This is a genomic window from Micromonospora sp. NPDC047527 (assembly GCF_040643015.1).
Lineage (GTDB): Bacteria > Actinomycetota > Actinomycetes > Mycobacteriales > Micromonosporaceae > Micromonospora.
Genome location: NZ_JBEYTK010000001.1, coordinates 1,347,537 through 1,368,890, shown reverse-complemented (window position 1 = coordinate 1,368,890; position 21,354 = coordinate 1,347,537). Strand labels below are relative to the sequence as shown.

Below are 21,354 nucleotides of genomic sequence, written 5' to 3'. Positions count from 1 at the left end.
CGCCGACTGGCTGGCTAGGCTGAGGCCATGGAGTCTTGGGCGGGACACGAGGTGCCACGGCTGCCGGGCAGGGGCGAGCCGCTGGCGTTGTACGACTCGGCACGGCAGGGTATCCACCCGAGCGATCCGGTCGACGCGGGCAGCATGTACGTCTGCGGCATCACCCCGTACGACGCCACCCACCTCGGCCACGCCGCCACCATGATCACGTTCGACCTCGTGCAGCGGATGTGGCGCGACGCCGGCCGTCCGGTGCGCTATGTACAGAACGTCACCGACATCGACGATCCGCTGCTGGAGCGGGCCGACCGCGACGGCGAGGACTGGGTGGTCCTGGCGATGCGCGAGACGGCGCTGTTCCGGGAGGACATGGAGGCGTTGCGGATCATCCCGCCGGACCACTACGTGGGCGCCGTCGAGTCGATCCCGGACATCGCCGACAAGGTCGAGGTGCTGGTCAAGGACGGGGCCGGGTACCGGCTCGACGACGGCACCGGCGACATCTACTTCGACATCTCCGCCACCGGCCGGTTCGGCTATGAGTCGAACCTGACCCGGGAGCAGATGCTGGAGATCTTCCCGATCAACGGCGGCGACCCGGACCGGGCCGGCAAGCGCGACCCGCTGGACCCGCTGCTGTGGCGTGGAGCCCGCGAGGGTGAGCCGTCCTGGCCCGGCGGCGAGCTGGGGCCGGGCCGCCCGGGCTGGCACATCGAGTGCGCGGTCATCGCGTTGAACCTGCTCGGCGACCGCATCGACGTGCAGGGCGGCGGCAACGACCTGCTGTTCCCGCACCACGAGGCGTCCGCCGCGCACGCCGAGCGGCTCACCGGCCAGGCGCCGTTCGCTCAGCACTACGTGCACGCCGGCATGATCGGCCTGGACGGCGAGAAGATGTCGAAGTCCCGCGGCAACCTGGTCTTCGTGTCCCGGTTGCGCGCCGACAAGGTCGACCCGATGGCGGTCCGGTTGGCGCTGATCTCCGGGCACTACCGCAGCGACCGCACCTGGACCAACGACGTGCTGACCGTCGCGCAGGAACGCCTGGCCCGTTGGCGGCAGGCCGCCGCCGCGCCCGCCGGGCCGTCCGGGGCCGAACTGCTGGCCGGGGTACGCGAGCGCCTCGCCGACGACCTGGACACTCCCGGTGCCCTGGCGGTGGCCGACCGCTGGGCCGACGCGACCCTCGCCGGCGCAACGGATGACCCGGCCGCCCCGGCCCTCTTCGCGAACACGGTGGACGCCCTCCTAGGCATCCGCCTCTAATCCGTCCCGCCCTGCGCGCCCACGCTGCTCGGCCCCGCCGCTGCCGCTCTCCTCGCTCCGCCCCACCCCACCCGGCCCTGCTCGGCCCCGCCCCGCCCTGCTCGCCCCGCCCTGCTCGCTCGGCCCTGCTCGCCCCGCCCTGCTCGCTCGGCCCTGCTCGCTCGGCCCTGCTCGCCCCGTGCCCTGCTCGCCCCCGTGCCCGGCGCAGGCGGCGCAGTGCTAGGTGCGCGGGGCGAGCAAGACAGAGCCGGTCGAGCAGCGTCCCGCGTGCCTCGCCCGCACCTCGCCCCGTCGACCTTGCACTTTCGGTCGGCGGTATGGGCCGCTCCGCACCTTTTGTCAGGACAGAAACTGCAAGATCGCGGGAGTGCGGGTGCGTCAAGACCCGGAGCCCCGTCGATCATGGAGTTGTGGTGCCCGACGAAAGGTGCAGAACACCACACAACGGCCACCACTACTCCATGATCGACCGGTGCCCGGTGCCCGGTGCCCGGTGCCCGGTGCCCGGTGCCCGGTGCCCGGTGCCCGGTGCCGCTCGCCCTCGAACTCCTACGAGGTGCGCAGGGCGCCCCGGGTGCGGAGTGCTGGTGGCGCCGGGGTGCAGGGGCGCGGGGCACCCTGAATGCTGGGGGTGCAGGGGTGCAGGGCGCCCGGAGCGCTGGTGCGCGGGGCGTGTGGGGGTGCGAAGTGCTGGTGGGCAGGGGCGCGGGGCACTCGGAGTGCTGGCGCACGGGGCGGGGCGCACGGGGGCGCGGAGTGCGGGGCAGGACGCGGGAAATCAGCCTAGGACCAAGCCTGGGTTGGGGTCGGGGTCCGAGGTTGGGGCGGGGATCTTGTACTCCTCGGTCAGGGTGGTCATGGGGCCGGGCCAGGTGGCCTGGGCGACCTCGATCGGCTTGCGGTGGGCGTCGTACGCGACGTGCAGCAGGTGCAGCACCGGGGTGTCGGGCCGGATCTGGAGGGTCTCGGCCTCCTCCCGGCTCGGCTGGCGGGCGCTGATCGTGTCGGCGGCCGAGACGTACCGCCGCCCGGTGGCTTCCTCGGCTTCCTGATAGAGCGGCCGTCCGAACGCCTCGGCGCGCTCCAGCGAGGTGCCGGCGGTGTCGGTGGGCAGGAACCAGGAGGCGCCTACCTCGACGGGGGAGTCGTCGGTGCGTACGAGGTGGCGGCGGCAGAGCAGATCGGTGCCGTCGGGCACCCCGAACGCGTCGGCTACCTCGGCGGGGGCGGGGGCGCGGCTGACCGAGACGAGTTGCTGACGGTACCGGGCGGCCAGGTCGGTGTGGTAGCCGCGGAAGCCGCCGTACCGGCCTCGGGAGAGCCGGTTGAGTCGGCGTCGGGTGCCCCGGACGTACGTACCGGAGCCGGGTTTGGTGATCAGGATGCCCTCGACCCGCAGCTGGTCGACGGCGCGCTGCACGGTCTGCTTGGCGACGCCGAACATCTCGGCGATGGCCGGGATGGACGGCAGCCGCTCGCCCGGCGCCCAGTCGCCGCGGCGGACCTGGGCCTTGAGCTGCGCGGCGATCTGCCGGTGCGGGAACTCGGCGGCCCCGGGGTTGATCTGCACATCCGCCTCCTTGATCACAGCTAGGTTCCTAGGATGCCTCAGCGGGCGTGACGCCGCCACCCCAGACACGCCAAAACAAGACCACGAAGCGAAAACAGGACCACGACGCAAGAACGGGACCGCCAAGAACGGGTACGGGCCCCGGACTCAAGGTCCGAGGCCCGTACTCGACGGGAGGGAGGCGTTACCAGGAGCCGGCGGTCGGGCCGGCCGAGCCGCCTCGGCGCCGCAGGTACTTCTCGAACTCCTGGGCGATCTCGTCACCGGTCAACGGGGTGATGCCCTCGTCGCCGACCCGTTCCTCCAGCTCGCGGACGTACTCGCCGAGCTCGGCATCCTGCTCGGCGGCGCTGCGCACCCGCTGCTCCCACTCGGCGGACTCCTCGGCCAGGTCGGCCATCGGCACCGGCAGGTCGACGACCTCCTCGACGCGGTGCAGCAGGGCGAGGGTGGCCTTGGGACAGGGCGGGTTGTTGGCGTAGTGCGGCACGTGCACCCAGAACGAGACGGCGTCGACCTCGGCGCGGGTGCACGCGTCGTGCAGCACCCCGACGATGCCGGTCGGCCCGTCGTAGCGGGTGGGCGTGAGCTGGTAGCGCTCGGCGGCCTGGGCGTCGGAGGCGCTGCCGCTGATCGGCAACGGCCGGGTGTACGGCACGTCGGCCAACAACGCGCCGAGCAGCACCACCCGCTCCACCTCGAGGCTGTGGCAGATCTCCAGCACCTGCTCGCAGAACGTCCGCCAGCGCATGCTCGGCTCGATGCCCCGGATCAGCACCACGTCACGGTCGGTGCCCTCGGGGCTGGCCACCATGAACCGGGTCGTCGGCCACTCCACCCGGCGGGTCTCCCCGTCGGCCATCGTGATGGTGGGCCGGCTGACCTGGAAGTCGTAGAAGTCCTCCGGGTCCAGCTCGGCGAGCTGCCGCGCGTTCCAGACCTGTTCCAGGTGCTCGACAGCCGCGGTGGACGCGTCGGCGGCGTCGTTCCAGCCCTCGAACGCGGCAATCGCCACCGGGGACCGCAGCACCGGCAGTCCGTCGAACTCGGTCACGCCGTCACCTCACCCTGCTCGTCGCGGCCGACACCGGGACCGCGCCCGGTCGTTGGGCCGTGGTGCACGGCGGCGTCACTGTTGTCCTCACGTCCGCCAGCCTACGTGCCGGTCAGGGATGCGGCCCGTCGGCCGCGCCGGTCCGGCCCAGCCGGGGGTCAGTCATACGGTGGCGAACCGGGCAGCGTGATTCGGCTGACACAATATGGGATCGGGCTCCGAGGGCAGTCGTGTAAGGCCTGGGCCGCACTAACCTGAACGAGTGCGGACTTCGTTGATGGATGTGCTGGCCGATCGGATCCTCATCGCCGATGGGGCGATGGGCACGATGCTGCAGGCCGCGGACCTCACGCTCGACGACTTCGACGGGCTGGAGGGGTGCAACGAGATCCTCAACGTCACCCGGCCGGACGTGGTGCGGGGGGTGCACGACGCCTACCTGGCCGTCGGCGCGGACTGCGTGGAGACGAACACGTTCGGCGCCAACCTGGCCAACCTCGCCGAGTACGACATCCCGCACCGCATCCGGGAGCTGTCCGAGGCGGGCGCCCGGATCGCCCGGGAGGCCGCCGACGCGGCGAGCACCCCGCAGCGACCCCGGTACGTGCTGGGCGCGATCGGGCCGGGCACCAAGCTGCCCACCCTCGGGCACGCCGACTACGCGACGCTGCGCGACGCGTACCAGGAAAATGCCGCCGGTCTGATCGTCGGCGGCTCGGACGCGCTGATCATCGAAACCTGCCAGGATCTGCTCCAGGTCAAGGCGGCGGTGGTCGGGTCGAAGCGGGCGATGGCCGAGCTGGGCCAGTCGGTGCCGATCATCTGTCACGTGGCCGTGGAGACGACCGGCACGATGCTGGTGGGCAGCGAGATCGGCGCGGCCCTCGCGGCCATCGAGCCGCTCGGCGTGGACCTGATCGGGCTCAACTGCTCCACCGGGCCGGCGGAGATGAGCGAGCACCTGCGGTATTTGTCGCAGCACTCCCGGATCCCGCTGTCGGTGATGCCGAACGCCGGCCTGCCGGTCCTGACCGCCGACGGCGCGTACTTCCCGCTGACTCCCGTGGAGCTGGCCGACGCCCTGGAGCGGTTCGTCACCGAGTACGGCGTGGGGCTGATCGGCGGCTGCTGCGGCACCACCCCGGAGCACATCCGGGTGCTGGCCGAGCGGCTGCACGGCGTCACCGCCCCGGCCCGCGAGCCGCAGCACGAGGCGGGTGTCTCGTCGGTCTACCACCCGGTGCCGTTCGCGCAGGACGCCTCGGTGCTGATGGTGGGGGAGCGCACCAACGCCAACGGTTCCAAGGCGTTCCGGGAGGCGATGCTGGCCGCCGACTGGCGGGCCTGCGTGGAGATCGCCCGCAGTCAGGCGCGCGACGGCTCACACCTGCTGGACCTGTGCGTGGACTACGTCGGCCGCGACGGCACGCAGGACATGCGGGAGCTGGCCGGCCGGTTCGCCACCGCGTCCACCTTGCCGATCATGCTGGACTCCACCGAGCCGGCCGTCGTCGAGGCCGGTTTGGAGATGCTCGGCGGCCGATGTGTGGTCAACTCGGTGAACTTCGAGGACGGCGACGGCCCCGACTCCCGGTACGCGCGGGTGATGCCGGTCGTGCGCGAGCACGGCGCGGCCGTGGTGGCGCTGCTCATCGACGAGGAGGGGCAGGCGCGTACCCAGGAATGGAAGGTCCGGGTCGCGGGCCGGCTCATCGACGACCTGACCGGCCGGTGGGGCATGGACCGGTCCGACATCCTCATCGACGCGTTGACGTTCCCGATCGCCACCGGGCAGGAGGAGACCCGCCGCGACGGCATCGAGACGATCGAGGCGATCCGGGAGATCGCCCGCCGTTACCCGGGGGTCAACTTCACCCTCGGCATCTCGAACATCTCGTTCGGGCTCAACCCGGCGGCCCGCCAGGTGCTCAACTCGGTGTTCCTGCACGAGTGCGTGCAGGCCGGGCTGACCTCGGCGATCGTGCACGCCAGCAAGATTCTGCCGATGTCGAAGATCCCCGACGAGCAGCGCGAGGTCGCGCTGGACCTGGTCTACGACCGGCGCCGCGAGGGGTACGACCCGGTGCAGCGCTTCCTTGAGCTGTTCGAGGGCGTCGACGTGACGAGCGCGCGGGCCAGCCGGGCGCAGGAGTTGGCGGCGCTGCCGCTGGACGAGCGGCTCAAGCGGCGGATCATCGACGGTGAGCGCAACGGCCTGGAGGCCGACCTGGACGCGGCGATGGCCGGCGGCCGGCCCCCGCTGTCGATCATCAACGACATCCTGCTCGACGGGATGAAGGTGGTCGGCGAGTTGTTCGGCTCCGGGCAGATGCAGCTGCCGTTCGTGCTGCAGTCCGCCGAGGTGATGAAGACCGCGGTGGCGTACCTGGAGCCGCACATGGAGGCCACCGAGGACGGCGGCAAGGGCCGCATCGTGCTGGCCACCGTGCGCGGCGACGTCCACGACATCGGCAAGAACCTGGTCGACATCATCCTGTCCAACAACGGCTACGAGGTCGTGAACATCGGCATCAAGCAGCCGATCAGCGCCATCCTGGACGCCGCCGAGCAGCACCGCGCCGACGCGATCGGCATGTCGGGGCTGCTGGTCAAGAGCACGGTCATCATGAAGGAGAACCTGGCCGAGATGGCCACGCGCGGGGTCGCCGAGCGTTGGCCCGTCCTGCTGGGTGGGGCGGCACTGACCCGGTCGTACGTCGAGGACGACCTGCGGTCGATGTTCCCCGGGCAGGTGCACTACGCGCGGGACGCGTTCGAGGGGCTGTCCCTCATGGACAAGGTGATGACCGCCAAGCGCGGCGGCGCCCCGGTCATCGACCCGGAGCGGGAGGCGGCCCTGGCGACCCGGCGGGCGCGCCGGGAGCGGCAGCGCTCGGTCGTCTCCGAGTCACTGCCGGAGCTGCACGACTCCTCGGTCCGCTCCGACGTGGCCGCCGACGTGCCGGTGCCCACCCCGCCGTTCCTGGGCACCCGCGTGGTCAAGGGCGTGCCGATGGCCGACTACGCGGCGTTGCTCGACGAGCGGGCCACCTTCCGCGGGCAGTGGGGGCTCAACGGCGCCCGGGGCGGCAACGGCCCCTCCTACGACGAGCTGGTCGAGACCGAGGGCCGGCCCCGGCTGCGCTACTGGCTGGACCGGCTGATCGCCGACCAGGTGCTGGAGGCCGCCGTCGTGTACGGCTACTTCCCGGCGTACTCCGAGGGCAACGACCTGGTGGTACTCGACGAGAACGGGCACGCGGAGCGCGCCCGGTTCTCGTTCCCCCGGCAGCGCCAGGAGCGGCGGCTCTGCCTGGCCGACTTCTTCAGGCCCAAGGGCGACCAGCTCGATGTGGTCGCGTTGCAACTGGTCACCGTCGGCCAGCCGGTCAGCGAGTACGCGGCGAAGCTGTTCGCCCGCAACGAGTACCGCGACTACCTGGAGGTGCACGGGCTGTCCGTGCAGCTCACCGAGGCGCTCGCCGAGTACTGGCACCGGCGCATCCGCACTGAGATGACCCTGCCGGATGGCCGTCCGCTGGGCCACGACGACCCGACGGACCTGGCCGGTATCCTGCGCAACGACTACCGGGGCTGCCGGTACGCGTTCGGCTACCCGGCCTGCCCCGACCTGGAGGACCGGGCGAAGATCGTGGACCTGCTCGGGTCGGAGCGGATCGGTGTGGAGCTGTCCGAGGAGTTCCAGTTGATGCCCGAGCAGGCCACCGACGCGATCGTGGTCCACCACCCGGAGGCCAGCTACTTCAACGCCAAGTAACTGGCGCGTCCCGTGGACCGTCCTCGCCGACCCGGAAGGCGACGAGTTCTGCCTCCTTGCCCAGGCTGAACCGACGTGGTGCTGCGACTTGCCCGCCCGCCGCCTGCGGCCAGGGCGTGGCCGCAGGCGGTCGTCCCGTGCTTCGGTGAAGGTCTAGCCGTCCGCGTGTTCGGTGAGAAACGCTCTCGCCTGGCGCGCGCCCCGGAACGACAGGATGGCCATGACGGCGAGCAGTCCGACGATGAACGCGGCGATGAGGACGAAGAACGGTGCCCACTGGAGGAACGCCTGCCCGACCTCAAACAGCGCCAAGCCGCAGAGTGGCGGCAGGAATTTCGGCTGGTCGATCAGATGCCTCGCGACCACGGGCAGCAGCGGCCGATCCTCGTCACGGCGCGAGGCGGTGCCGCGTACCTGCTGGGCCAGTTGCCGGCGACGAGACCAGCTCTCCGCCCCCAATACCCGGGCGCGAGCGTTGCGCCGGTAGTAACCATTGCGCATTAGCCACCAGGCGCCGCCTCCCAAGCAGGCCACCCCGGCGACGCAGAGGAGGAAGCCGACGACGCCCGCCCAGTCCGGCCTGACACCGTGCCAGAATCGCGAGTCTCCGGAGGAAAAGCCGGACTCGGCGAGCACGGCGGTCAGGATCACGACGACGGCCGTCCCCGCGACCGTCAGCGCGACCACCAGCAGCAGAAACCGACCCCACCCCTGCCGCACCCACTGATCTAGCGACCCCAGCAATCCGCCGTCGTTCATGTCCGCGCTCCGTCCACTCCCGATGATTCCCGCCGTGCTACCTGCTCGCGGCGGTCGCTTCCCGACCGTCATGGGACGCTCGTCGCCGCAATGCGTCCTGATCCTGTACGTGCCCATGGTGGTGACAAAGGTGAGTTGGCAGCCACTCACCTGCTGATCCTCCCGAGCGGGGGAGTCTCAGTAGGGTTGGCCGCACACCTTCCAGGCGCCGTCCTCCTTCACCAGCGGGATCGCGCGCCGGTCGGTGAAGCCGCTGTCCAGCTTCAGGGCCATGTTCACGGTCCCTGAAGTGCGCCCGTTGACGGTCGACACGTTGACGCCGTTGACCTTGTGGCTTTGGATCTGTGGCTGCCTGGCGACGCCCTGGACGAATGCGTCCTTCGTGAAATTTCCGCGCGTGTCGGTGCACAGCAGTTCGTACGCCGCCGCCGCGTCGCCGGCCTCCAGGTCGCTCACGAACGACTCGGCGGCCTGTCGGGCCGGATCGGTTGCGGCTTTGATGCCCTTGAACAGGAAGAAGCCGCCGGTGCCGGCACCGGCACAGCACAGCACGACGACCACGCCTACGACGATCAGCACGGTCCGCAGCGTCCGCCGCTTGGGTGGTGGGGGCGCCTGGTACGGGTAGGTCATAGGTAGCGACGGTAGAGGATGCGAGAAACCTTCGATCCCCCCGAATGGTTGATCTTGCCGTGGCGGTTCGCCCGTTCGTCCGGTCGGGCGCGCATCGGTACGTCCATCGGCGGCCACCCACATCGATGTTCCGACGTGGACGGGCAGCCGGTAGATATCGACGACCGGCCCCTCTGCTGTGAACCTGCTGTGGTCCGGCTGGGGTCGTTGGAGTTCAACTGTCACCGATCAGTGGTGCCGTCATCCCATCGATGCCCAGCACACTCCCGGGAGTGACGACTTACCCATCCAAAAAGAAGATCAGCAATCTCGGCGTCGTCGGAATAGCTGCCGCCGTGACGGTTCTGCTCTGCTGTGGCATCGGTACCGCCGGGGCGCTCATCGGCGACGACTCCGACAAGAAGCCGAATGCCGTGGCGACGGCGCCGGCGACGGTCAGCGATCGCATCGCGGAGAGCCCGACTGCCGCCACCAGCCCCGAGGCGGACGCCGCGGGCAGCACACCGGACGTTGCGGCAGCGGTGAGCCCACCGCCGTCGGTGAACCCGACGCCGGGACCGCAGCGCACCAGCAGTGCACCGACGTCTCGGCCGGCGGTCAAACCGACAACCAGTAAGCCGAAGCCGAAGCCCACGACGGCGGCGCCGAAGCCGAAGCCCACGACCGCGAAGCCGAAACCCCCGCCGGTAACGGTGCACCCGGGGGCGTTCTGCTCCACCCAGGGCGCGCGTGGGGTGACGAAGACCGGTAAGCCGATGGTGTGTACGACGACCGCGACGGATTCCAGGAAGCGGTGGCGAGCGGCGTAGCCACCCGAGACGATGGTGTCGAGAACGGGAGGGCGGCTCCGTCTCCGGGGTGGATGCGGCAACGGTGGCCGCATGGAATCCAAGGGGGAAGATCCGGCATGGCGATCCAGCGGATGGACAACGTCCTCATCGTTGTCGAAGACCTCGACGCCGTCATCTCGTTCTTCGTCGAACTCGGCATGGAGTTGGAAGGCAAGGGGCCGGTCGAGGGTCGTTGGGTGGAGCGCGTCATCGGGATCGATGGCGTCCGGCAGGACGTGGCGATGCTGCGCACCCCCGACGGCCACGGCAAGGTGGAGCTGGCGATGTTCCACACGCCCAAGGCGATCAGCAGCGAGCCGAAGCACGCACCGGCGAACACGTTGGGCATCCGTCGCATCATGTTCGCCGTCGACGACATCGAGGACGTCGTTGCCCGTCTGCGCACCCACGGTGCCGAACTCGTCGGGGAGTTGGAGCAGTACGAGGACGTCTATCGGCTCTGCTATGTCCGAGGCCCAGAGGACATCATCGTCGGGTTGGCCCAACAGCTCCGGTGATGTCGCCGGCGACCAGAGCGGCGACGACGAGAGGGCGGGGTGGCGCACGTCGTCTGCGCCACCCCGCCTGCGGCCGGTAGGGAGTCTCACCCGAGGGCGATGACCAGCTTGCCGGTGGTGTGGCCGGTCTCCACGGCCGCCACCGCCTCCGCGCTCTGGTCGAAGGTGAACGTGCGCGTGATGTGCGGATCGATCGTCCCGTCCACCATCAGCGCGGCGACAGCCTCAAGTGACGGTCTGCCGAGCCGGCGGACCACGAACTCGCCACCCAACTCGCTCACGGTGTAGTCGGCGGCCGACAGCAGCTGCTTGACGTCCTTCACCAGCTCGGCGACCGAGCGCAGCGACTCGCCGCCGACGAGGTCGAACAGGCCGTCGACGCCGGACGGGGCGAACTCACGCACCTGCGCGGCCACGTCGCCGGCGGTGTAGTCGACGAAGGTGACGCCGAGCGTCTCGGCCACCGCCCGCTTGCTGCCGCTGCCTGTGCCGATGACCGTCAGCCCGCGCGCTCGGGCGAGCTGCGCGGTGGCGAGGCCGGTGCTGCCGCCGACACCGTTGATCAGCAGCGTCGAGCCGGCCGGCAGGTCGAGCCGGTCGATCCCGTCGAGAGCGGTCGTGCCGGACACCGGTACGGTCGCCGCCCACTCATAGGGCAGTGCCTCCGGCTTGCGGGCCGCGTTCTCGGCGGGCAGGACGGTGGTCTCGGCGTACGTGCCGGCGCCGTTGAGCGCGAACCCGAACACCGCGTCGCCCACCTGGAGGCCGGTGACGCCGGCCCCGAGCGCGAGTACGTCGCCGGCGGCCTCCATCCCCATCACCTGCGGGAATGGCACGTGCCCGTTGAGGTCCGGGACGACGCCGGAGCGGAGCAGGTGGTCCAGGCGTGCCACCCCGGCGACCCGGACCCGGATGAGGATCTCGCCGTCGCCGGGTTGCGGGTCGGGTCGATCGAAGTACTGCTGGACCTCGGGGCCACCGAATGCGTGGTATCCAAATGCGCGGCTCATCGTCGATCTCCTCCATGTGTGCTGACGACTGGCGACGCTAATTGCTGACGTTGACGTCAGAGGCAACTATCAGTGGCCGGGGTCACACTGGCTCGGTGATTGTGCGAGCGGGTGGACCTCATCCGGCAGCTCTACGCCGCCGGCCTGTCGAGCCGGGACATCCTCGAACTGCTCCCGTGCGTCTACACCGGCAGCGCCACCCCCGACATGATCACCAGGCTCACGGCGAGCGTGACCGCATCGACCGCCAACTGCGCGACCTCGCCGAGGCCCGCGACCGGCTGGACTCGGTGATCCGCACCGCGTACCAACACCTGGAGCCGAGTTCCGACGCCTGACGGGCGCACAGGCCGGCAAGCGTTCGTTAGGGTCGGTCATGTTCCGTGCGGCCCGGCCAGAAGATTTCGCGCAGGTCCTCCACCTCTACCGGCAGCTGAACCCCGACGACCCGGTGCTCGAAGACGGATCCGATGCCGCGGCCTTCCAGCAGATCCTGGCCTCTCCGGCGCTGCACCTGTTCGTCCTTGAGGTTGACGGTATCGTCGTCGCTACTACGTACCTCAACCTGATCCCGAACCTCACCCGGTCGGCGTCGCCGTATGCCGTCATCGAGAACGTCGTCGTCAAGGTGGCTCGGATTCATGCCCGACTCCTTGCGGCCGAGGGCCTGCACCGCGCCGCCGAGTCGCAGGGCCGCCTTCGCCGCGTCGCCCGGGAGCCGACCGACCGTCGGGGTCGACCGACCGCCTCGGCGATGCGTCCGATCATGTCGTGCTAGGTCAGGTTCTCATCGGCGACCGGGATGTCCGCCGGTCGCCTGCTCCAGGGCATCGGCCGCGACCTCGGCGACGCTGCGGGCGGACGTGGCGGCGCTCCCGCCGGTCGGCGCGCCCAAGGGTGTACGCGAGCGCGCCCACCGGTCCAGCGGCCCGGCCCAGTTGGGCAGCCGGTCGCCGGCCCGACCGAAGACGAACGGCAGCTCCAGGACGGCGATCGGCAGACCCGGGCCGGCGGCCTCCCGTCCCTCCCGGGCCTGCTCCACCCGGCAATGGATGTCCGTGTGCCGCTCTGCGAGCCGCCACTGCGGGTGCAGCCGGTCGAAATGGGTGTAGTACGAGCCCATGACGACCCCACGGGTCAGCCCTTCCAGGCGCGCGGCGGTGAACAGGCGTACGACCGGCTCGACGTTGGCCCGGCGGAACTCGGGATAGATCGGCTTGGGCAGCGGCCGCTGCTCGTCGGTGCGGGTGGCGTAGACAACGCCGTCCTGACCGGCGAGCAGCGCCCGCAGCTCGTCGACCGGGGCGGACTCCACATCGAGCAGGTGGTCGACACCCGGCTGGGCGGTACGCGCCACCGTGGTCGCGGAATGGCCGCGCTCGCGCAGCACGTCCACGACGCACCGACGGCGATCCGCGCCGAACCGAAGGGCGCACCGGCGAACACGCTGGCATCCGTCGCATCATGTTCGCCGTCGACGACATCGAGGACGTCGTTGCCCGCCTGCGTCGGCATGGTGCCGAACTCGTCGGAGAGCTGGCGCACTACGAGGACGTCTATCGGCTCTGCTACGTCCGTGGCCCCGAGGGCATCATCGTCGGGCTAGCCGAACAGCTCAACTGACCCGCCCGAGGACCGTAGGGGTGGCCCGGTGCGGCCCGCCCGCGTCGATCATGGAGTTGTGGTGGGGGACAAAAGCACCCTCCCGCCATCTCCCGGGCACCACAACTCCATGATCGACGCGTGGGTGGGGCGGGCGCGCGGGTTGGGCGGGGCCGGGGGTCGGGCGGCTACACGGGGTTGGGGAAGGTTTCTTTTAGGGCTGGGTTCAGGGGGCGGCCGGTTGTTGGCTTGATGAACAGGTCGGCGAGCAGGAGGTCGGCGAGGTGGGTCGGGTTGACGCCGGACTCCTTGCCGCTGAGGGCCTGGAGCGCGCCGCCCAGTCGCAGGGCGGCCCTCGCCGCGCCGGACGGCAGTCGGGTGACCCGGCGGGGCCGGCCGACCGCCTCGGCGATGCGCCCGATCATGTCGTCCCAGGTGAGGTTCTCGTCGGCGACCGGTATGTCGTCACCACGGGCCTGCTCCAGAGCGTCCACCGCGATCTCGGCCACGCTGCGCGCCGAGGCCGCGGCGCTTCCGCCGGTCGGCGCGACCAGAGGTGTACGGGACCGCGCCCACCGGTCCAGCGGCCCGGCCCAGTTCGGCAGCCGCTCGCCGGCCCGGCCGAAGACGAAGGGCAGTTCGAGTACGGCGATCGGCAGGCCCTCGCCGGCCGCAGCCCGTCCCTCCCGCGCCTGCTCGACCCGGCACCGGATGTAGGTGTGGCGGGCGGCGAGTTGCCACTGCGGGTGCAGGCGGTCGAAGTAGGTGTAGTACGAGCCCATCACGACACCGCGGGTGAGACCCTCCTGGCGGGCGGCGGTGAACAGGCGTACCACCGGCTCGACGTTGTCCCGGCGAAACTGCGGGTAGATCGGTTTGGGCAGCGGGCGTTGTTCGTCGGTGCGGGTGGCGTACACGACGCCGTCGTGGCCGGCGAGCAACGCCCGCAGGTCGTCGACCGAGGCGGAGTCGACATCCGCCAGGTGATCGACACCCGGCCGGGCGGTCCGCGCCACCGTGGTCGCCGCATGGCCGTGCTCGCGCAGCACGTCCACGACATGAGCGCCGATCAGACCACTGCCGCCCACCACAAGAATTCGCACACTCAATCGTCCACTCTGGACCCGGCTGCTTGTCAAGGACCATCACCGTCGCTACGGGTGCGATGACGGTGTGGCACGGCCAGAATGGCACCCGGACGTCAGCGCGAAGCCGGGGTGCCCGCGGGCTTGGGCGCACATCCCGGCCCCACCGGAGACCCCGTGGCCGGTAGGGTTGGCGGCGTGGATCTGGACGAGGCCGCCGCCCGGCTCGGGGTGCCCGTCGAGGACGTCGAGCGCGTGCATCAACTCGCCGGTGACCGGCCGTCGGCTCCGCTGCCCGCCAAGGTCGACGCGCCCGCGATCCTCGACCGGCTCGCGGTGCCGCCGGACGACGCCGCCGAGATCATGGCGGGCTGGCCCGACCCCGACTCACCGCTGTGGACTCCGGAGCTGCGCTGGCTGCTCGACCGTACGATCGCACTGGTCCGCGCCGATCTCGGGGGTTACGGCTGGCTGGTGCCCGGTCCGGAGTTGCCGCGTGACAGGGGTCCCGCCTGGCGGCATCTCCACGTGTACGCGTACCTGGCTCTGGTCGAGGTCGTTCGGGGTTACCACCGCGACCACGGCATCGCCGACGCCGTGTCGTGGGTGACCCTGGCGGACCTGGGCCGCAACCTCGCGATCGACCGGCGGATGCGCGGCGAGGGCTGGCCGGTCATGCAGGCCTGGCTGACGCTGCACGCCCGTGGCGCGGTCTACGAGCTGGGCCGGCTACAGCACCACCGTGGCGACGGCGCCATCGGTCTGCACATCCCCGATTCGGGGCCGTTGACCCCGCAGGCGGTCGCGGCCTCGCTCGACGAGGCTCGCGTGTTCTTCCCGCGCCACTTTCCCGACGAGCACTACACGGCGTTCTCCTGCGGCTCGTGGCTGCTCGACCCGCAGTTGCGGGAGTACCTGCCGGAGGCCTCCAACATCGTGCGGTTCCAGCGGAGGTTCGAGCTGGAGCCCTACGAGGAGCCGGAAGGGCTGGACGCTGACGTGGAGGTGCTGCGGTTCGTCTTCCGCTCCCTGACCACGCCGCTCGACCAGCTGCCGCGCGGCACCGCCCTTCAGCGCGCGGTCGTCGACCACCTCAAGGCCGGCCGCCACTGGCAGTGGCGCCAGGGCCGCTTCCCGATCTAGCCACACCCCACGTCCACCGGCTCAGCCCACGGTGTCAGCGGGCCCGGCCTGGCCACCGACCAGGCCGGGCCCGCCACCCGTCAGCCGGTGGTCAGGACGAACCTCTCCCAGGACCCGACCGTCCTGCGGTTGGCGATCAGTGTTCCCGCCCCGGCGTTCTCGGCGGCCACGATCTGGTTGTTGACCGTGGCGCGGAGGCTGACCGTCCCGTCGGTGTTGGTGATGAGCTGGAACGTCTCCCACGCGCCGATCGTCGTGCGGTTCGCCACCAACGGTTCTGCGCCCGCGTTCTCGGCGCAGACGTACAGGCCGCTGGCGCGGGACCGCAGGGCGATGGTGCCGTTGCCGGCGTCCACCCGGTCGAACTGCTCGGTCGACCCGACGGTGGCCTTGTTGGCGATCAGCGCTGTGGTGCCCACCGCCGACACGTACTGGTTGTTGACCTGCGCCCGCAGGCTGATCCCGGCGGTGCCGCCGCTGGTGCCGGTGGTGACGGTGAACGCGTCGACGTCGAACAGGTAGCCGGACCCGCCCTTGAAGACCAGGTACAGCGTGGTCGTCGAGGCGGGCGGGTTGGTGATGGCGCCGGACACCTCGGTGAAGGTCTCCCAGCTGCCGGTCACCGGCACCGTGACGGTGCCCAGCAGTGTGCCGGTCGCCGACCCGGCCCGGACCTCGACGGTGCCGCCTGCGCCCGCCGACGACGCCCGCACGGTGAAGCGCGTCGCATTGGACAGGTTGTACGGCTGGTACGAGATCCAGTCGTTGTTCTCGATGAACCCGGCGGTGCGGCCACCTTCGGCACTGGTGTGCTCGGTGACCTGGACACCCGACTGGGCGCCGAAGTGCTCACCCTGGCGGTGTTTCGGTTGCAGGGTCCTGATGCTGTGCGTGGTGAGCGCGCCGTTGTCGGTGTAGGCGGCGTCGAAGACACCGTAGATGTTGGCCGCCGCGTCGTGCTCACCGTCGGTGGGCACGGTGATCGTGCCGCTGCACCCGTTCTTCGAGGTGATCTGGTGGGCGTGGCTGTCGTGGCCCAGCGCGTAGGTGAGGCTCACCCGGGCACAGTCGATCGTGCCGTCCTGCGGGTCGCTCACCGAGATCTGGTACGGCACCGTGTCACCAAAGCTGAAGAGCTGCCCGTCGGTGGGCAGGGTGAGCGTCACCGTCGGCGCGGTGTTGCCCACGGTGACGACCAGGCTCGCCGTGCCGGTCAGACCGGTCGGGTCGGTGACCTTCAAGGTGGGGCTGTACGTGCCGTTCGTGGTGTACGTCTTCGTGGGGTTCGCCGCCGTCGACGTGGTGCCGTCGCCGAAGGTCCACAGGTAGCTCAGCGCCCCACCCTCGGGATCGGAGCTGCCGGCCGACGAGAAGTTGACCGTCAACGGGTTGGCCCCCGACGTGGGGTTCGCCGAGGCGACAGCGATCGGGTTGCGGTTGCCGCCGCCGATGTACTCGATCCTGAACAGCGCCTGGTTGTTGGAGCCGGTGCCGTAGTCCAGCACGTACAGGGCGCCGTCCGGGCCGAAGGCCATGTCCATGACCTGCGTGCCGCTCCACGGGAAGTTGGAGATCTCGCCACGGGAGCCGTCGGAGTTGACGGCGATGGCCTTGATCCAGCGGCGGCCGTACTCGCCGGCGAAGAACTGCCCGTTCAGCGAGGCGGGGAACTTGATGCTGGAGTTGAGCGACGCGTCGTACCGGTAGACCGGCCCGCCCATCGGGGACTCCGAGCCGCTGCCGAACTCCGACGGCGACCCGGAGTCGCCGGCGTACTTGATCCAGGCCGGCTTCGCCGCGGGCAGCGTGGTGAGACCGGTGTTGCGGAACGAGTTGTTGGTCGGCCCGCCCGTGCAGTTGTACTTGGACTGCGACGGCCCGGACGGGAACGTGTATTCATTGTATGTTTCCGTGCTCGTGTTGGTGCCCGTGCAGTACGGCCAGCCGTAGTTGCCGGGCGCGGCGATGCGGTTGAACTCGACCTGACCCGACGGGCCCCGGCTGGAGTTGGTGGTGCCGGCGTCCGGCCCGTAGTCGCCGAGGTAGACGACGCCTGTCGCCTTGTCGACGCCCATCCGGAACGGGTTGCGCAGACCCATCGCGTAGATCTCGGGGCGGGTGTTGGCAGTGCCGGGCGCGAACAGGTTGCCCGACGGGATCGTGTACGTGCCGTCGGCCTGCGGCTTGATCCGCAGCAGCTTGCCCCGCAGGTCGTTGGTGTTGGCCGCCGTGCGCTGGGCGTCGAACTGCGGGTTGCGGTTGGTCCGTTCGTCCAGCGGCGCGTAGCCGGACGACTCGAACGGGTTGGTGTCGTCGCCGGTGGTCAGATACAGGTTGCCGGCGGCGTCGAAGTCCAGGTCACCGCCGACGTGGCAGCACTGCCCACGGTCGTTGGCGACCTGGAGCACGATCTTCTCGCTGCCCAGGTTGAGCGTGTCGTCGGTGTTGAGGGTGAACCGGGACAACCGCAGGTGCCCCTTCCACCGGTCCCAGTCCGACTGAGAGCCGGTGGTGGGGGCGTCGCCGGACGGGGTGCTCAACGTGGGGGAGTAGTAGAGGTAGATCCACCGGTTGGTGGCGAAGTTGGGGTCGACGGCGACGCCCTGCAACCCCTCCTCGTCGTGAGTGTAGACCGACAGGGTGCCGGAGACCTTTGTGTTGCCGGCCACGTCGGTCACCCGCAGGACGCCGTTGCGGGCGGTGTGCAGCACCGAGCGGTTGGGCAGGACGGCCATGGACATGGCCTCACCGAGCTCCGCCGAGCCGGTGGCGAGTTTGACCTGCTGGTAGTCGGATGCGGGGATCACCACCGCCTGGGCGGTGGATGGCGCGGCAACGGCCAGGAGCACGCCCGCGGCGGCGGTGAGCGCCGCGACGAGGACCCGGGGCCAGCGCCGGGGGTACGAGGGCATGATCGTCCTTCCTCGACGACCAGGGCCGGGCGTGCGGGGGCGCACCACGGCCGGGTGGGGGTGGTGAGAGGCGCGCCGGGGGTGGGGTCAGCCGGTGACGAGGTCGAACTTCTCCCACTGGCCGATGGAGGTCCGGTTGGCGATCAGCGCGGACGCGCCCGCGTTCTCGGCGGCGACGTAGCGGTTGTTCACCGTGGCCCGCAGGCTCACCGTGCCGTCGGAGTTGCGCACGAGCTGGAACGTCTCCCACGCGCCGGCGCTGGCCCGGTTGGCGATCAGCGCGGCGGCGCCGGCGTTCTCGGCCGCGACGTACTGCCCGTTGCTCTTGGCGCGCAGCGCGACGTTGCCGTTGCCGAGGTCGACCAGGTCGAACCGCTCGCTGGTGCCGATGGCGCTGCGGTTGGCGATCAGCGCGGTGGTGGAGTTCGGCGCGCTGACGTACTGGTTGTTGGCCCGGGCGCGCAGGCTCGATCCGCTGGGCGGCGGGGTCGTGGTGCGCGGCGAGCAGTCCGCCGTGACAGCGCCCGCGGCGACGCGGAGGCCGCCGAGCAGCATCTGGGTAAAGTTCGGATCGCTGTACGACGCCTCGGTGTGCCCGAGACCCGTGTACCAGGCCCGCCCGCCGCCGTACGCCTTGCACCAGGTGATCGGGTGGTCGCCGCCCATGTTGCCGCCGCTGTACGACGACTCGTCGAGGCTGGCCAGGACCCGCACGCTCGACCGGGGGTTGGTGCGGTAGTTGTACCACTCGTCGGAGCGGACCCAGGTGTCGCCGAGGTGGGCGGTCGACGGGTTCGTCCGGTCCTCGATCCGTACGGTCGCGGTCTGGATCGCCGGGTGCGAGTCGAAGTACGCCCCGACCAGCCCGCCGTACCAGGGCCAGCTGTACTCGGTGTCGGCGGCGGCGTGCACGCCGACGTACCCGCCACCGGCGGCGATGTACGCCTCGAAGGCCGACTGCTGGGTGGCGTTGAGAACGTCGCCGGTCGTCGACAGGAAGACCACTGCCTGGTATTGGGCCAGGTTGGCGGTGGTGAACTGGGCGGCGTCCTCGGTCGAGGTGACGGTGAACCCGTTGCTGGAGCCGAGCTGCTGGATGGCCGCGATGCCGGTGGGGATGGACGAGTGGCGGAACCCGGCGGTCTTGCTGAACACCAGGACCTTGGTCAGGGGGGCGGCCGAGGCCGGGGCCGGTAGGGCGACGAGGCTGGCCAGCATCACGGCCAGGCCGGTGACGAGTGCCAACACACGGGGACGGGAACGCATGCTTGTGCTCCTCTGCTGAGCGGGGACCCCGGGATGTGCCCGCGGGCACGCCAGGGCCAGGGTGGCGGTGGTGCGGAAGCCAAGCCGCCGATGCTCGGCCGAGGTGGTGTGGTGGTCGTGTCCGGATGGTGCGTGGAGCCAGCCGACGACTCCGAGCGACAAGTGTGAGCGCTCACACTATATCGATTGCCATCGCTGACGCAGTAAACCTCTGATGTATGAGCGTCGTCAAGCGGTGCGCCCGGCTGCGTCCGCGGGTTGGAATCCGGTCGTCGCCGGGACGCCTCAGGAAACGGTCTCCGGGCGGACGGCCCGCCAGGCCAAGCGGTCCCGGTAGAGGTGTCGCACGACGGTCCAGCCGACCGCGAACGGTATGGCCCCCATCGCGACGCCGCCCAGGACGTCGGCGCCCCGCACGTCGAAGACGCCGCCGACATCGCCGAACAGTTGGGCGACCGTCTGGAAGGCGACGTGGAAACCGATGCCCGCCCAGATGTCACCCGTGGCGGCCCGGAAGCCACCGAGCAGCAGCGCGAAGACGAAGAACAGCGCGAGCCGATCGGGGGAGCGGGCGGCCCCGAGGAGGAACCCGAACAGGGTGAACAGCACCGCCTGCCCGACGACCGCCTGCCAGACCGGTAGTCGGGTGGCGAGGTTGCGTTGCAGATAGCCGCGGAAGACGAGCTCCTCGGGCAGCGCCTCGTAGAGGAAGACGAGCACGACCAGCAGCGCCGCCACCCGCAGGGCGTCCCCGACCGACGTCCGCACGCTGATCTGGACCCAGCCCAGACCGAGGCAGAGAGCGAACCCGATCGCGGCCGGAACGAGCCAGCAGACCATGCCGAGCAGCAGGCGCCGCCAGCCGGCCCGCAGGGAGGGCAGCCCGATCCCGGCCCACGGGCGCCGGTCGAGCAGACGCCGGGCGAGCACCACCAGGGGTACGACGAGCGCCGTCGTGAGGACGGCCCGGGCGACGTGGGTCACTCGGTCGTAGTCACGACCGAGCAGGGCATCGTGATAGAGGAACAGCCACACCAGCACGGTGCCGGCGAACACGACAACGATCCGCCAGGGCAGGGCGAGGCGAGGTTCACTGCTCACCACGCGCAGCGTAGCCATCGAGATCAATGGCGAGCGGTCAGTGCCCCAGGACCAGGTAGGCGAGGCCGACGACGTCGCGGTAGCAGCCGACGTACTGGCGTAGCCGGTCGTCGAGTTCGGCGCGGACCTGCGCCGCGCGGGGATCCTGCGGGTACGTCAGCAGCCACTCCTGCCGGCCCGCGAGCCAGGTGGACTCGAAGTCGTCCCACTCCCGCTGATCGGCGGTGCTCACGTGCAGCAGCCGCCAGCCCCGCTCTCGGGCAGCCTCGACGAGGCCCGCGAGGTCCGTGACCTCGGTGCCGAAGATCTGCTCGGCCTCGGCCGTGGGCTGGCGCTGCCAGTACGCCGTGCCGAACAGCAGTCGACCGCCGGGCCGGACCACCGAGGCGAGCGCGTCGAGGGCCGCGCCGGTGCCGCCGAAGGCGTGCGCCGCGCCGATGCACAGGACCCGGTCGGCCGGCTCCTGCCAGGCCGCCGCTTCCCCCATCACGAAGGCGACGTGTCGGTTCAGCGACCGGCTGGCGGCGAGTGCCCGCCCTCGGGCCAGGGCGGTCTCGTCGGTGTCGACGCCGACGCCCCGCGTCGCGACCGGGCCGGCCACGCCACCGGCAGCGACGGCCCTGAGCAGCAGCTCGCCCCAGCCACACCCCAGGTCGAGCACGCGTGCGCCGGGGCGGACGTCGAGTCGCCGCAGCAGCAGCGCGGCGTGCTCCTCCGACAGCGGCGTGTTCCACCGCATCCGCGCGTAGCGGCTGGTGGCGAGGTGGTCGGTGGATCGCATCCGTTCAGGGTGTCAAGGCGTGATCGTGGGCGCGCACCGGGTCCGC

At 70.7% G+C, this 21,354-nt stretch carries 18 protein-coding genes and 1 pseudogene; 7 read left to right on the top strand and 12 right to left on the bottom strand.

The features are described from left to right. Positions 1-27 precede the first annotated feature (27 nt). Positions 28-1,266: a cysteine--1-D-myo-inosityl 2-amino-2-deoxy-alpha-D-glucopyranoside ligase gene (mshC, locus tag ABZ808_RS06005; protein ID WP_357001509.1), complete on the top strand. Its 1,239-nt coding sequence runs from the start codon at positions 28-30 to the stop codon at positions 1,264-1,266. Between the two features lie 778 nt (positions 1,267-2,044). Here mshC and ABZ808_RS06000 read toward each other — a convergent pair. Both ABZ808_RS06000 and ABZ808_RS05995 read right to left on the bottom strand, forming a co-directional pair. After that, positions 2,045-2,836, bottom strand: coding sequence for a GntR family transcriptional regulator (locus ABZ808_RS06000; protein ID WP_357002786.1), 792 nt, complete (start codon positions 2,834-2,836; stop codon positions 2,045-2,047). Positions 2,837-3,020: 184 nt separating this feature from the next. Next, positions 3,021-3,890, bottom strand: coding sequence for a PAC2 family protein (locus tag ABZ808_RS05995; protein ID WP_053655841.1), 870 nt, complete (start codon positions 3,888-3,890; stop codon positions 3,021-3,023). Between the two features lie 262 nt (positions 3,891-4,152). Between ABZ808_RS05995 and metH the strand changes: the two genes are divergently transcribed. Further along, complete coding sequence (gene metH, locus ABZ808_RS05990; RefSeq protein ID WP_357001506.1) at positions 4,153-7,668, top strand: methionine synthase; 3,516 nt, start codon at positions 4,153-4,155, stop codon at positions 7,666-7,668. Between the two features lie 153 nt (positions 7,669-7,821). Here metH and ABZ808_RS05985 read toward each other — a convergent pair whose 3' ends face one another. The 3 genes from ABZ808_RS05985 to ABZ808_RS05975 form a co-directional block, all read right to left on the bottom strand. Then, the gene (locus ABZ808_RS05985) at positions 7,822-8,427 is read right to left on the bottom strand and encodes a hypothetical protein (RefSeq protein ID WP_357001503.1); all 606 of its coding nucleotides are present in this window, start codon (positions 8,425-8,427) and stop codon (positions 7,822-7,824) included. A 177-nt stretch (positions 8,428-8,604) separates the two neighbouring features. Further along, the gene (locus tag ABZ808_RS05980) at positions 8,605-9,060 is read right to left on the bottom strand and encodes a DUF4878 domain-containing protein (RefSeq protein ID WP_357001500.1); all 456 of its coding nucleotides are present in this window, start codon (positions 9,058-9,060) and stop codon (positions 8,605-8,607) included. Between the two features lie 280 nt (positions 9,061-9,340). Further along, complete coding sequence (locus ABZ808_RS05975; RefSeq protein ID WP_357001497.1) at positions 9,341-9,943, bottom strand: hypothetical protein; 603 nt, start codon at positions 9,941-9,943, stop codon at positions 9,341-9,343. Between the two features lie 24 nt (positions 9,944-9,967). On the opposite strand from ABZ808_RS05975, the gene ABZ808_RS05970 reads away from it, so the two are divergent. Continuing rightward, positions 9,968-10,408, top strand: coding sequence for a VOC family protein (locus ABZ808_RS05970; protein WP_357001493.1), 441 nt, complete (start codon positions 9,968-9,970; stop codon positions 10,406-10,408). Positions 10,409-10,494: 86 nt separating this feature from the next. Here the strand turns inward: ABZ808_RS05970 and ABZ808_RS05965 are convergent, their stop codons facing one another. Then, positions 10,495-11,418, bottom strand: coding sequence for an NADP-dependent oxidoreductase (locus ABZ808_RS05965; protein ID WP_357001490.1), 924 nt, complete (start codon positions 11,416-11,418; stop codon positions 10,495-10,497). 111 nt (positions 11,419-11,529) lie between these two features. On the opposite strand from ABZ808_RS05965, the gene ABZ808_RS05960 reads away from it, so the two are divergent. Both ABZ808_RS05960 and ABZ808_RS05955 read left to right on the top strand, forming a co-directional pair. Then, positions 11,530-11,712 carry a hypothetical protein gene (locus tag ABZ808_RS05960; protein ID WP_357001487.1) on the top strand — a complete coding sequence of 61 codons (183 nt, stop codon included), beginning with the start codon at positions 11,530-11,532 and terminating at the stop codon, positions 11,710-11,712. Between the two features lie 82 nt (positions 11,713-11,794). Next, positions 11,795-12,196: a hypothetical protein gene (locus tag ABZ808_RS05955; protein ID WP_357001484.1), complete on the top strand. Its 402-nt coding sequence runs from the start codon at positions 11,795-11,797 to the stop codon at positions 12,194-12,196. Between the two features lie 9 nt (positions 12,197-12,205). On the opposite strand, the gene ABZ808_RS05950 is transcribed toward ABZ808_RS05955, so the two are convergent. Beyond that, the gene (locus tag ABZ808_RS05950; protein WP_357001481.1) at positions 12,206-12,814 is read right to left on the bottom strand and encodes a hypothetical protein; all 609 of its coding nucleotides are present in this window, start codon (positions 12,812-12,814) and stop codon (positions 12,206-12,208) included. Between the two features lie 23 nt (positions 12,815-12,837). On the opposite strand from ABZ808_RS05950, the pseudogene ABZ808_RS05945 reads away from it, so the two are divergent. Further along, a pseudogene (locus ABZ808_RS05945) lies at positions 12,838-13,041 on the top strand (VOC family protein); the annotation flags it as partial. Positions 13,042-13,208: 167 nt separating this feature from the next. Here the strand turns inward: ABZ808_RS05945 and ABZ808_RS05940 are convergent. After that, entirely contained in the window at positions 13,209-14,123 is a 915-nt protein-coding gene (locus ABZ808_RS05940) for an NAD-dependent epimerase/dehydratase family protein (RefSeq protein ID WP_357002784.1), read from the bottom strand. Positions 14,124-14,303: 180 nt separating this feature from the next. On the opposite strand from ABZ808_RS05940, the gene ABZ808_RS05935 reads away from it, so the two are divergent. Next, a complete protein-coding gene (locus ABZ808_RS05935) occupies positions 14,304-15,248 on the top strand; it encodes an acyltransferase domain-containing protein (protein WP_357001478.1) in 945 nt (314 codons plus the stop codon). An 80-nt stretch (positions 15,249-15,328) separates the two neighbouring features. Here ABZ808_RS05935 and ABZ808_RS05930 read toward each other — a convergent pair whose 3' ends face one another. From ABZ808_RS05930 to ABZ808_RS05915, 4 genes are all read right to left on the bottom strand, one after another. Then, positions 15,329-18,160 carry a PQQ-dependent sugar dehydrogenase gene (locus ABZ808_RS05930; RefSeq protein ID WP_357001475.1) on the bottom strand — a complete coding sequence of 944 codons (2,832 nt, stop codon included), beginning with the start codon at positions 18,158-18,160 and terminating at the stop codon, positions 15,329-15,331. Between the two features lie 87 nt (positions 18,161-18,247). Then, on the bottom strand, positions 18,248-19,378 hold the full coding sequence (locus ABZ808_RS05925; protein WP_357002782.1) for a ThuA domain-containing protein: 1,131 nt from the start codon (positions 19,376-19,378) through the stop codon (positions 18,248-18,250). A 333-nt stretch (positions 19,379-19,711) separates the two neighbouring features. Continuing rightward, the gene (locus ABZ808_RS05920) at positions 19,712-20,527 is read right to left on the bottom strand and encodes a type II CAAX endopeptidase family protein (RefSeq protein ID WP_357001472.1); all 816 of its coding nucleotides are present in this window, start codon (positions 20,525-20,527) and stop codon (positions 19,712-19,714) included. Positions 20,528-20,564: 37 nt separating this feature from the next. Next, entirely contained in the window at positions 20,565-21,308 is a 744-nt protein-coding gene (locus ABZ808_RS05915; RefSeq protein ID WP_357001470.1) for a methyltransferase domain-containing protein, read from the bottom strand. Positions 21,309-21,354: the final 46 nt, after the last annotated feature.

Coding starts and splice junctions, on each gene's coding strand:
- ABZ808_RS05925 (WP_357002782.1), bottom strand. CDS start 19,378: ATGCTGGCCAGCCTCGTCGCCCTACCGGCCCCGGCCTCGGCCGCCCCC.
- ABZ808_RS05930 (WP_357001475.1), bottom strand. CDS start 18,160: ATGCCCTCGTACCCCCGGCGCTGGCCCCGGGTCCTCGTCGCGGCGCTC.
- ABZ808_RS05985 (WP_357001503.1), bottom strand. CDS start 8,427: ATGAACGACGGCGGATTGCTGGGGTCGCTAGATCAGTGGGTGCGGCAG.
- mshC (WP_357001509.1), top strand. CDS start 28: ATGGAGTCTTGGGCGGGACACGAGGTGCCACGGCTGCCGGGCAGGGGC.
- ABZ808_RS05955 (WP_357001484.1), top strand. CDS start 11,795: ATGTTCCGTGCGGCCCGGCCAGAAGATTTCGCGCAGGTCCTCCACCTC.
- ABZ808_RS05965 (WP_357001490.1), bottom strand. CDS start 11,418: ATGAGCCGCGCATTTGGATACCACGCATTCGGTGGCCCCGAGGTCCAG.
- ABZ808_RS05970 (WP_357001493.1), top strand. CDS start 9,968: ATGGCGATCCAGCGGATGGACAACGTCCTCATCGTTGTCGAAGACCTC.
- ABZ808_RS05980 (WP_357001500.1), bottom strand. CDS start 9,060: ATGACCTACCCGTACCAGGCGCCCCCACCACCCAAGCGGCGGACGCTG.
- ABZ808_RS05975 (WP_357001497.1), bottom strand. CDS start 9,943: ATGCGGCCACCGTTGCCGCATCCACCCCGGAGACGGAGCCGCCCTCCC.
- ABZ808_RS05915 (WP_357001470.1), bottom strand. CDS start 21,308: ATGCGATCCACCGACCACCTCGCCACCAGCCGCTACGCGCGGATGCGG.